General features: G+C 75.4%; 8 protein-coding genes. 7 read left to right on the forward strand and 1 reads right to left on the reverse strand.

All coding sequences use genetic code 11. From position 1 onward, the window contains the following. The first annotated feature begins 73 nt into the window (after positions 1-73). From FVA95_RS01720 to FVA95_RS01750, 7 genes are all read left to right on the forward strand, one after another. Positions 74-2,764: a LuxR family transcriptional regulator gene (locus FVA95_RS01720; RefSeq protein ID WP_149662627.1), complete on the forward strand. Its 2,691-nt coding sequence runs from the start codon at positions 74-76 to the stop codon at positions 2,762-2,764. Beyond that, a complete protein-coding gene (locus FVA95_RS01725) occupies positions 2,761-5,031 on the forward strand; it encodes an ATP-binding protein (protein ID WP_149662628.1) in 2,271 nt (756 codons plus the stop codon). The genes FVA95_RS01720 and FVA95_RS01725 overlap by 4 nt, the downstream gene beginning before the upstream one ends. Beyond that, entirely contained in the window at positions 5,018-7,711 is a 2,694-nt protein-coding gene (locus FVA95_RS01730) for an AAA family ATPase (RefSeq protein WP_149662629.1), read from the forward strand. Before FVA95_RS01725 ends, FVA95_RS01730 begins: the two co-directional genes overlap by 14 nt. Positions 7,712-7,919: 208 nt before the next feature. Further along, a complete protein-coding gene (locus tag FVA95_RS01735; RefSeq protein ID WP_149662630.1) occupies positions 7,920-8,159 on the forward strand; it encodes a hypothetical protein in 240 nt (79 codons plus the stop codon). Between the two features lie 418 nt (positions 8,160-8,577). Next, the gene (locus FVA95_RS01740; protein ID WP_161992161.1) at positions 8,578-9,252 is read left to right on the forward strand and encodes a LuxR C-terminal-related transcriptional regulator; all 675 of its coding nucleotides are present in this window, start codon (positions 8,578-8,580) and stop codon (positions 9,250-9,252) included. After that, positions 9,173-10,777 carry an acyl-CoA carboxylase subunit beta gene (locus FVA95_RS01745; protein WP_149662632.1) on the forward strand — a complete coding sequence of 535 codons (1,605 nt, stop codon included), beginning with the start codon at positions 9,173-9,175 and terminating at the stop codon, positions 10,775-10,777. Before FVA95_RS01740 ends, FVA95_RS01745 begins: the two co-directional genes overlap by 80 nt. Beyond that, entirely contained in the window at positions 10,774-10,998 is a 225-nt protein-coding gene (locus FVA95_RS01750; protein ID WP_149662633.1) for an acyl-CoA carboxylase epsilon subunit, read from the forward strand. The genes FVA95_RS01745 and FVA95_RS01750 overlap by 4 nt, the downstream gene beginning before the upstream one ends. 154 nt (positions 10,999-11,152) lie before the next feature. On the opposite strand, the gene FVA95_RS01755 is transcribed toward FVA95_RS01750, so the two are convergent. After that, positions 11,153-11,544: transposase (locus tag FVA95_RS01755; RefSeq protein ID WP_193564271.1), on the reverse strand; the 392-nt coding region annotated here is incomplete at its 5' end.

Here is an 11,544-nt window from a genome sequence, read left to right on the forward strand (position 1 = left end):
CCACACCCGGGACGCCCCGGCGCAGGCCGCCGACGGCACGGAGTCGACCGGGCGGTACCGGGAGAGGAGGACGGTGACGGTGCGGGAAGGACCGCCGGCCCACCTGTCCTGGCGGGCCACGGAATGGGCCTGGCTCACCGCGGCACCCGCGACCGCCGCCGCCGGCAGGCCGAGCGCCCGGCTGCTGACCGGCGCACCCGGGACCGGCAAGACGGTTCTGCTCGACACCCTGCGCCGGCACCACGACCACGACGTCCGGCCGCTGTACGCCACCGGCCGACAGGACCCCGAAACCACCCCGTTCGGAACGGTACGACACCTGCTGGGTCCGGCCGCGCGTCACGCCGACGACGTCGCGACGGTCCTCGACGAGCTCCGACCCACCGCGACACCGGACAAGCTCCACCGCCGGCTGCGCGCTCTCCACCGGTTCACCACGAGCCTCGTCGCGCGCAGTCCCCTCCTGCTGGTCGTCGACGACGTCCACTGCTGCGATGCCGGGTCGCTGGCCTTCCTGGGGTTCCTCCTGCGCCGGATGCACAGCCTCCCGATCGGACTCGTCCTCGCCGCGCGCACCGACGTCGACGGTGTCCTCCCCGAACGGCTCTGGCCCCTGCGTGCCCCGTCGACCGAGACGCTGGTCCTGCGCCCCGCGGAGCGGGCCGGGACCGCGACACCGCTCCCCCTGCCTCCGGTGGCGGAGCCGCCGAGGAGCTCCCGCCGCCGGACCGACGAGACGGTCGACTGGCACCTGCGCTCCGGAGGTCCGTGCGTCGGACGTCTCACGGCGGCGCTCGCGGTAGCGGGGCCGTCCACCATCGGGACGCTCGCCGCCGTCGCGGGGGTCGGCCCCGGCCCGACCGCCGGCGCCGTGCGTGCCCTCGCCCGGATCGGGGTGCTCACCCCCGACGGCACGGACCTCTGCGACGACCGCCTGCGTACAGCGGTCCTGGACCGGATCCCCGACCACGAGCTGGGACGGCTCCGGCGGCGCGCCGCACGCGTGCTGAACGACGCGGGCGCACCGGCCGAGCGCATCGCGGAGCTGCTGCTGCAGCTGCCCGACCCCGCCGAGCCGTGGATGCTGACCGTGCTCCGGGAGGCCGCCGACCGCGCGGCCGACCGGTCCGCGTTCGCCGACCTCGCGCGGTATCTCGCCCCGGTGGTGGACGCGCGGCCGGCCGACGTCGCCCTGCGGTCGCGCCTGGCCTCCGCGCTCGCCGTGTCCGACCCGACCGGCGCGGTCGAGCACCTGCGCGTCGCGCACGCGGCGGCGGTGGACCCGGCCCGTCGGATGCAGGTCGCCGTGCAGCTCGCGATGGCCTCGCTGCCGGCCCGGCGCCCCGGGGACGCGGCCGCGGTCCTCCGGTCGGCGCTGGAGGAGCTCGACCACCGCGACGCCGTGGACGACGAGCCGCAGGTCCGACCACGACCAGCGGACCTGCGCACCTCGGCCGAGGCAGTGCTGCTCGTCGTCGGCCTGGACCGGCGGCGGACGGTCGCCCGCACGATCGAGCGGGCGTACCGGACCGACGTCCCCGAGGGCGACACCGAAGCCGGCCGGCACAAGCTCGCGATGCTCGCCACCGCCCTGCTCCTCGCCGGACGCGATCCCGCGCGGACCGTCGAGCTGGCTCGTCGGGCGGCACCCCGCGAGCACACCGAGCTCGCCGGCTGGACGGGGCTGGCCTGTGCGCGGGTCCTGCGCCTGGCCGACCGCTGCGAGGAGTCCGTCGTCCTGCTGGAGGGCGTGCTGCGGCGCCCCGGGCACGAGGTCTCGCCCTGGACGCGGACCCTGGCCACGAGCGGGCTGGCCGAGGCCCGCCTCGCCACGGGGGAGCTGGCCGCGGCGGAGGCCGCTGCGTGCGAGGCGGTGGAGACCGCCCGCCGGGCGGGTCGGGACTGCGGCACCGGAACCCCGGCGATCGTCCTGGCCGGGGTGCACCTGCGTCGGGGCGCGGTCGACCGGGCGACGGAGGTCCTGGACGCACGGCAGCACCGGTGGGACGAGGACCTCACCTGGGAGCACCACGACCTGCTGCTCGCCCGGGGCGACGTCGCGGCGGCCCGCGGCCGGCACACCAGGGCACTGGCGCTGTACCGGCGGTGCGGCGCCGCCCTCGACGAGGACGGCATCGCCAACGCCGTGTTCGCGCCCTGGTGGGCGCGTGCCGCCCTGCTCCTCGCCGATCTCGGGAGACCCGACGACGCGGCCCCGGTCGTCGAGCACGGCGCGGCGCTGGCCGCGCGGTGGGGCACCCCCAGGGCCCGCGGGCTCGCACTCACCGCCCGCGGCGCGACGACCCCCGGTCCGGACGGTCTGGATCTGCTGGCCGAGGCGGTGGCGGTGCTCGACGACTCACCCGCCCGGTTGGAGCTGGTGGAGGCCCGTCTCCGATGGGGTACCGGCCTGCTCGCCTCGGGTCACGTGATCGAGGCACGCCGTCAGCTGCGCGAGGCCGCGACCCTGGCCGCCCGCTGCGGGGCGACGCGGGAGGCCTCCCGGGCGCGAGCGGCCCTGCACCGCGCGGGCGGCCGGATGCGGCGGCCGACGGGTTCTCCGCTGGACCCCCTCACCTCCGCCGAGCGGCGGGTGGTGCGCCTGGCCGCCGGGGGTGCCCGCAACCGGGAGATCGCCCGGGCGCTGTTCGTCACGGTCCGCACCGTCGAGGTGCACCTGACGAGCGCGTTCCGGAAGCTCGACGTCACCGACCGCACCGGGCTCGCCCCGTTGGTCGCCGCCGACCGTGGCGGCGCGGCGTGACCGCGGGTCCGGACCGGCGCAGGCCGCACGCCGCGCTCCTGGAGACGGTGCGCCGGGTCGCGGGCGGTACTCCGACCTTCGCCGTCGTCCTGGGCGAGCCCGGTACGGGGCGGTCCACGTTGCTGCGGTGGGCAGCGGACAGGGCCGGGGAACGAGGTGTGCGCGTACTGGCCGCGCGCGCCGTCGAGGGCCGCCACGACCGTCCGCTGTCGACGACGTCCCGCCTGATCGCGGCGTGCGGGCCCCGCCCCGGCGAGCCGCTCCCGCCCACCGCGTCGGGCCGGATCGACCATGCGGCGCTGCACCGGTACTGCCGCACGGTCCTGGAGTCCGCGCGTCGACGGCCGCTGCTCCTCGTGGTCGACGACCTGCAGTGGGCCGACCCCCTGAGCCAGGAGTGGCTGCAGATGCTGCTCCGACGACGGCACCACGCCTCGTTCGGGGTCCTCGTGTCCGACACCGGCACCCACGGGGGCTCGTCGTGGGCCATGGCGCCGGGGCGGCCGGAGGACACGGTCGTCCGGACCGCACGACTGACCCTCGCCGAGGTCCGTGACACGGTCGCCGACCGGCTGGGCCACGTCCCGGACCGCGCCACCGCCGTGCGGCTGCGGCGCGCGACCGGCGGCGTGCCGGCCGTCCTGTCGAGGGTTCTCGACCGCTGGGACGGCGACGGGAACCCGGCCCGGCTGGCCCGCGTCGTCGACAGGGCCCGGCAGGACCACGCGAACGCGGTCGTCGACGGCCTCCCCGACGACCTGCGCGACACGCTGACCGGCATCGCGGTGTGCGGTCGTCCGCTCGCGGCGCTGGCCGGACGCATCGGCCCGGCCACCGGACACGGCGGAGACCTCGGTCCCCGGCTCGCCGCGACCGGGCTCCTGGCCGGGACCCACCCGCCGGTCCTGGACGAGGTCGCCGCGGACGTCGTGCTGAGCCGCGTGCCCCTCGCCGAGCGACGTGCCCTCTTCACGCGGGCGGCACGTGCGGCCCGCCGGGCCGCGCTGCCCGAGTCCGACATCGCCCGGGTGCTGCTGGCGGCGCCGGTCCAGGGTGAGCCCTGGGTCGCCGGTCTGCTGCACCGGGGCGCCCGCGAGCTGCTCGCCGCCGGCAGACACGCCGAGGCGGCAGCCGTTGCCGAACGCGCGTTCGACGAGACCGTGCCGGCGGCTCTGCGCGGCCCGCTGACGACGACGCTCGCCGCGGCGCGCGCACACCACGACCCGGCTGCCGCGCGCCGGCTGCTCTCCCGGCTCGCCGCCTCGGGCCCGGACCCGGAGCCGCACGACGACCCGGCGCCGGACCACGGGGACGCCCCCCGTCCCCGCACCACACGTTCCGCGATCGACCTGCTGCTGGCCGAGGGCGACACCGGGGCCGCGCGCCGAGCACTCGCCGGCGCGGCCGCGCACTGCCGACCGTCCGCCGCCCAGGTCCGGCAGCTCGGCTTCGACGGAGCGGGAGACGACCACGGCCCGCCACCCGAGGGCACCGGCGGCGCCGGGGCGTACTCGCTGCTGCTGCGGGGACGGGACCGCCGACGGGCGCTCGCGCTCGCCCGGGAGGCCGCGGCCGTCGTCGGGGGCCCGGACGCGGACCGTCCGATCGTCCCCCGGGTGACGGCCGCGATGACCCTGCAGGCCTCCGGCCACCACGACGAGGCGCGCGCCGGCATGCGCCGCCTCGTCCTGGATCTGGCCGGGGCCGGGCGCGTGCCCACGCTGGTGCTGGGTGTCTCGGCCCTGATCGAGCTGCGCGCCGGGGCCTGGGAGGGTGCGCGCCGCGACCTGCGTGCCGCCCGGCGCGGCCCCGCCGCCGTCCGGAAGCCGGGCTGCGATCCGCTGCTCGACGCGGTCGAGGCGCTGCTGCACGTCGTCGACGGAGACCTGGCCACGGCGACCTCGGTCGCCCTCGCCGGGAGCACCTCGGACACCGACCGTGCGGGGGTCGCGTTGCTCACCTACGTCCGGGGGATCGTGCACATGCTCTCCGGCTCCCCCCAGGACGCGGTCGACGAGCTGATGGCGTGCGGTCGCCTGCTCCTCGACCGGGGCCGGGTCAACCCCGCGATCGCACCGTGGCGCTCGACGGCCGCTCGCCTGCTGGCCGGGCTCGGCTCCCACACCACGGCCCGCAGGCTGGCACTCGACGAGCACCGGCTGGCACTCCGGTGGGGGGCTCCCGCGCCGATCGCACTGGTCACCGCGACACTGCGCGAGCTGCCCCCCGTGGGATCGACACCGGAGGTGTCGCGTGCACGGTCGTGAGCGCGAGCTCGAGCGGCTCGGGTCACTCCTGGCCGGAGCACGGGACGGGCTCGGCGGGACCGCCGTGGTGAGCGGAGGGATCGGCTCCGGCCGGACGGCCACGCTCGGGGCCGTCGCGGCGACCGCCGGGAGCACCGGGATGCAGGTGCTGCGGGCGTGTGCCGCCCCGGCCGAGCGCGAGTTCGCCTGCGGGGTGGTGCACCAGCTGGTCGATCCGTTGCTGCCGGGGGGCCGTGTCCACGACGACCTCCCGGTCGGTGTCGACGACGACGCCCTGGCCGACCCCGTCGGGTTCCTGGACCGTACGACGGCCCCCGGCAGTCCCCTGGTGGTGCTGGTCGACGATCTCCAGTGGGCCGACGACCCGTCCCTGGACTGGCTCGTCGAGCTCGCCCTGTCCTCCCACGAGCGCCCCGTCGCCCTCGTGTGCTCGGTGCTCGCCGGGGACCGGGGGGCCGACCGCCGATCGGTCCGCAGGCTGCTGGCGACCGCTCGTGACGTCCGGCTCCACCCCCTGTCGGAGCGGGCCACCACCGCCCTGGTCGAGGAGCGGATCGGGGCCGGGTCGGCGCCGGGGACAGCGGGCATGTTCCACGCGGCCAGCCTCGGCAACCCGATGGTGCTCACCCAGCTGCTGTCCGAGGCCGCTTCGTCCGGGGACGACACCGCAGCGCGGACGCCGGTCGGCGAACTCCGCCCCCCGGCCCTGCTGGAGCGGTTCGCCCGGGCCGTGCGCGACCTGGACGACGAGGCCCTCCGCTACCTGCGCTCCGTGGTCGTGCTCGACGAGGACGGCGACGCGGGGACGATCCGCCGGCTGTCCGGTCTCGATGCGGCGGCGGCCCGGACGGCGCGGGCGCGCCTGGTCGACGTCGGGCTGCTGCTCGACCGCGACCCACCCGGCCCGAGCCATCCGGCGGTCGCCGACGTCGCCCTCGGCCCCACCGACCGGTGCACCGTGCACGCCGAGGCAGCCCGCCTCCTGCACGAGGTCGGACGACCCCCGGCGGAGGTGGCCGGACATCTGCTGGCCTGCACGACGCCGTTGGAGCGGTGGGCGGTGCACACCCTGCGGACGGCCGCGTCACTGTGCCTCGCCGAGGACCCGGTCGGCGGGGGCCGGAGCGCCGCCGACCACCTGAGGCGGGTACTGCTCGACGGGGACCTGTCCCCCGCCGAGCGGGGATCGGTCCTGGCCGACCTGGCCGCTGCCGAGTCCGGGCACGCCCCGACGATCGCCACCCGGCACGTCGCCCAGGCCCTTCCCCTCCTCGACGGGCCGCGCACCAGGGCCCGGGCCATCGCCGCCCTCCCGGTGGGGGCCGTCGTCACCGCGCCCGCCGAGGTCCGCGACGCGATCCGGCAGGCCGACGCCGACCCGGCCACCGCCGGCGACCGGCCGCTCGCCCTGCGCATCCGGACCCGTCGGCACCGGCTCGACGAGCAGACGCCCGAGGGACTGGAGGCCGGCTGTGCCAGGCTGCAGGAGGTGCTCGCCGATCCGGACGCGGAGCTGTCCACCTCGGCGGGGCAGGAGCTGATCACCGTCCTGTTGCACGGCGCCGCACTCTCCGGGCGGGTGCCGGCCGCCTCCGTGGCGGGGCTCGGGGCGCGGCTGCTGCGGACCGTCCCGGCCCACGAGCTGGATCCGACCGGCGCGCTGACCGAGCTCCTGGGACTCGCCCTGGTGGCGGCGGACCGGGCGGGGTCGCTGGCGCACCGGCTCGCCGTGCAGCAGGGCGCGGCGTCGGGCGCCGGCCGTTCCGCGGATCTGCACGCCCTGCTCGCACTCGCGCGCGGCCGCGAGGTCCGTCTCGCCCCCCGAGACCCGGACGCGCCGGTCACCCCGCTCGCGGTGGCCCTGACGGCCACCGCCGTGGTGAAGGAGGTCCGGATCCGGGGCACCGACACCGACACCGACCTCGCACGTCCACGACTGCCCGAGCGCGCGATGCACCGGCTGTGCCGCAGCGGTGCGGCGTCGGCCGCCGGGGACCTCCCACTGGCGCTGGAGTGCCTGCTCGACGCCGGCCGTCATCTGGACCACCTGGGCTGGCGCAATCCTGCGTTGTTCCCGTGGCGTGGCCGGGCCGCCCTGCTGGCCGCCCGGCTGGGCGAGGTCGGCACCGCCCGCGACCTCGCCGAGACCGAGCTCTCGCTCGCCACGAGCTGGGGGGCACCGGCCGCACTCGGCCGTGCGCTGCGGGTCTGTGCCGAGCTCGCCGAGGGGCCGGAGCGCCTGCGCCTCCTGCGCTCGGCGTCAGCGGTACTCGCGGGCTCCGAGGACGGCGCCGAGGCCGACCGGGCCGCGGTCGCGCTCGAACACTGTCCCGACACCGTCGCCCGGCCCACGGCTGCCGGCGGGGGGCCGGTCCCGCGCCGCCCCGTCCCCCGCCCGGTGCTCGCCCCGCGTCCCGCGACAGGCGCACCGGCAGCGTCTGCCGAGGCGCCGCTCGGCGCCGCCGTCGCGGCTCGTGCCGGCTCGTCACGGGCCATGGGGACCGGGGCCGACCGGCTCACCGCGGGCGAGCAGGAGGCCGTGGCCATGGTCCGGGCCGGGGCCTCCAACCAGCAGATCGCGCAGCAGCTCAGAGTCAGCCGGCACGCCGTGGAGAAGCGCCTCACCAGCGCCTACCGCAAGCTCGGAATCGGTGGCCGCGGCGACCTCGGCCCGGGCTGAACGCCGGCGCACCGTCGTCACCCGACAGGAGTCGGATACTGGTGATATCCGCACATGATGTCCCCGACACTGGTCGTCATGAACAGCGGTCGCGCCGTGGATGACATTCTGATGTACGTCGCGCCCGAACTCGGTGACGAATTGCCGTGCCATGTCGCGTGAGACACGGAATCGACGGATCGGGCCCGCCCCCGGAATGACGGTCAGTGTGCTGAGCAACGGGTGGATGGAAATCCGGCGCGCGGGAAGTCCCGACACGCTCCTCTGCACCGCCGCACAGACGGCGATGTGGGTCAGCCTCAGCCGAGCCCAGTGGGTCCTCGGCGATGCCGCCCTGGAGCTGGCCCGTGCCTGGCAGGCCGATCCCTGGGTCGTCCGCGACCGCATGACGGGATGGCTGGCCGAACTCGCCGCGAACGGCTTCGTCCGCCTCCTCGACCGACCCTGAGCTGCGACGATGCTCGCCATGACCACGGGATGACCATGGCATGACCACGGCACTGCCTGGGCCTCACCACGGCACGGTCCGAGCCGGCACCTGCCACGCACGTGCCCCGATGATGCCGCACACCGCACTGGGGAATCCCCCAGGATCCGACCCTCCACACCGTAGTGATGCCGCTCACACACCGCCCCACCTCGCCACCCGGCCGAGTGACCACGCAGCCACAGTGTTAAGCGCTTGCGGCCACTGCGCGTTGACGCTTCCGCGCAACGGTTCATAACGTCGGTGGAAGCCGTTCGGCGTAAAGAGTTGATCCTCCCGAACACGCCGGGATCCCGATTCGCAGGGGAGCGACATGAACCAGTCGACGACAGGGACACGCTCGTCACAGTCACGCGGCCCCGGGGCGCACCAGTCCTGCATGGTGTCCCTGGACCGATCGCTGCGGATCGTCGCGGCGAATCAGGAGATGTTCCGGCGGTTCCGTCAGCAGCTGCACGAGGACCTCTGCGGTTCGGCGTTCTGTGACCTGCTCGACCCGAGCGTGCGGACCGCGGTGCACGGTCGGCTGCAGCGGCTGCTCGACGGTCAGCAGTCCCGGTTGAAGGACACCACGGTCACGCTGCAGTCCCCCGAGGGGCAGCTCCAGGGCGAGCTGACCGCGACCCCGTTCGCCCGCGGGGCGGGCCGGATCGAGGGGGTCATCGCCGTCCTCGCGCCGCACGCCGAGCGCGGCGCGCAGGTCCCGCGACCGCGCCGGATCCTGTCCGACATGGACGCCAAGATCCTCGAAGGGGTGGCATCGGGGGCCTCCACCGTCCAGCTCGCCTCGACGCTGTTCCTCAGCCGCGGCGGGGTGGAGTACCACGTCACCTCCCTGCTGCGCCGCATGAAGGTCAAGAACCGTCCGGCGCTGATCTCGAAGGCCTATGCGCTCGGGATGTTCGAGATGGGGTCGTGGCCCCCCGCAGGTCGTCGCCGACCACGTGAAGTGAGCGGAGCCGACCGACGGAGGGATGGACATGACCACGACCAGGGACGGCGTCGGCACGACCGGGGACTCCACCGAGCCCGACCTGCGGTCGCGGGTCGGTGAGCTCGCCGAGCTGCGTGAGCAGGCCCGCAGCGGCCCGTCGGCGCAGGCGACCGCGGCCCAGCACGCCCGCGGGAAGCTCACCGTGCACGAACGGCTCGAGCTGCTGCTCGACCCCGGTTCGTTCCGGGAGATCGAACGCTTCCGCCGGCACCGCGCCCACGGGTTCGGGCTCGAGGACCGCCGGCCGCACTCCGACGGCGTCGTCACCGGCTGGGGGCGGATCGACGGACGGACGGTCTTCGTCTACGCCCACGACTTCCGCATCTTCGGCGGCTCGCTCGGTGAGGCCCACGCCAGTAAGATCCACAAGGTCATGGACATGGCCGAGGCGGCCGGGGCACCGCTGATCGCGCTCAGCGACGGGGCCGGGGCCCGCATCCAGGAGGGGGTCACGGCGCTCGCGGGCTACGGCGGGATCTTCCGCCGCAACGTCCGGTCGTCCGGGGTGATCCCGCAGATCAGCGTGATGCTCGGGCCGTGCGCCGGTGGCGCCGCCTACTCCCCCGCACTCACCGACTACGTGTTCATGGTCCGCGACGTCGCGCAGATGTACATCACCGGACCGGACGTCGTGTCCGCGGTCACCGGTGAGGACATCGACCACGAGGGGCTCGGCGGCGCGCACGTACACGCGACGCGGTCGGGTTCCGCCGGCTTCGTCCACGACGACGAGGCCTCCTGCTTCGCCGACGTCCGACATCTGGTCTCGCTGCTGCCCTCCAACAACCGGGAGGCCCCACCACGGGTCGAGAGCGGTGATCCCGCCGACCGGCCCACCTCGTCCCTGCTGGACCTCGTCCCCGCCGACACGACGCGCGCCTACGACATGCGTGCGGTCGTCGCTGAGATCGTGGACGACGGCGACCTGTTCGAGGTGCACGCGGACTGGGCGCCGAACATCGTCTGCGGGTTGGCCCGGCTCGACGGGCACACCGTCGGGATCGTGGCGAACCAGCCGGCGTCGCTCGCGGGCGTGCTGGACATCGCGGCCTCGGAGAAGGCGGCCCGCTTCGTGTCCACCTGCGACTCGTTCAGCATCCCACTGGTCACGCTGGTCGACGTGCCTGGCTTCCTCCCGGGCGGCGACCAGGAGCACCGCGGGATCATCCGGCACGGTGCGAAGCTCCTGTACGCCTACTGCAACGCCACGGTGCCCCGGGTGCAGCTGATCCTGCGCAAGGCCTACGGCGGTGCCTACATCGTCATGGACTCCCGCTCCATCGGCGCCGACATCTCGCTCGCGTGGCCGACCAACGAGATCGCGGTGATGGGGGCCGAGGCCGCCGCGAACGTCGTCTTCCGGCGGGAGATCGCCGGCTCGCCGGACCCGGAGGCGACCCGCCTGCAGCGGATCAAGCAGTACCGCCAGGAGCTCATGCACCCCTACTACGCCGCCGAGGCCGGCCTGGTCGACGACGTCATCGATCCCGCCGACACCCGGGCCGCCCTGGTCGACGCGCTGGCCGTGCTGCGTGCCAAGCGTGCCGACCTGCCGTTCCGCAAGCACGGGAACCCGCCCACGTGAGCGGCCGCGCGACCGCGGGCACCGGCTCCCCGGGGCCGGCGCCGGTGGCGGTCCACGTCCTGCGCGGGCGACCGGACGACGCCGAGCTGGCGGCGCTGGTCGCCGCCGTCCTGGCCGCTCGGCGGCCCGCCCCCGCCACCGCCGCGCCGCGGGCCCGGCCGGTGTCGTGGGGCGGCCCGCCCGGCTTCGTCGCTCCGACCAGCTGGGTCGGTCCGGGCTGACTGCACCGGTCCGGGCCGGCTGTCTCGGTCCGGGCCGGCACCGCCCGGCCGACGCGGCGCTCACCACGGGGCCTGCCCGCGATGAGCGCCGCGCCCTCAGCCCTCGTGGGGGCCCTCAGGGTCTGTAACGAGAACGGTGGTTCCGGCGATGTTGTCAGTAGTGCTCGGCGCCCGGCCAGCGGTCACCGAAAGTGATGGCGAAGGCGTTGAGGACTGGCTTCCAGCGCATCATCCATCGGGTGTGGCCTCGTCCGGTCGGGTCGAGGCTGCGGGTGACAAGGTACAGACATTTCATCGCGGCCTGCTCGCTGGGGAAATGCCCTCGCGCTCGGACCGCTCGCCGGTAGCGGGCGTTCAACGATTCGATCGCGTTCGTCGTACAGATCACCCTCCGGACCTCGATGTCGTAGTCGAGGAACGGCACGAACTCGGTCCAGGCGTTACGCCACAAACGTATCATCGCCGGATAGGCTCGCCCCCACTCGTCATCGAGATCATCCAGCGCGGCTGCAGCGGCATCGGCGGTGGACGCGGTGTAAATAGCTC

Source organism: Pseudonocardia sp. EV170527-09, from assembly GCF_008369905.1.
Classification (GTDB): domain Bacteria; phylum Actinomycetota; class Actinomycetes; order Mycobacteriales; family Pseudonocardiaceae; genus Pseudonocardia.

What these genes read in the sequence shown, in the direction of transcription:
- FVA95_RS01740 (WP_161992161.1), top strand. Translation starts at nt 8,578, where the DNA reads ATGGTGTCCCTGGACCGATCGCTGCGGATCGTCGCGGCGAATCAGGAG.
- FVA95_RS01745 (WP_149662632.1), top strand. Translation starts at nt 9,173, where the DNA reads ATGGACATGACCACGACCAGGGACGGCGTCGGCACGACCGGGGACTCC.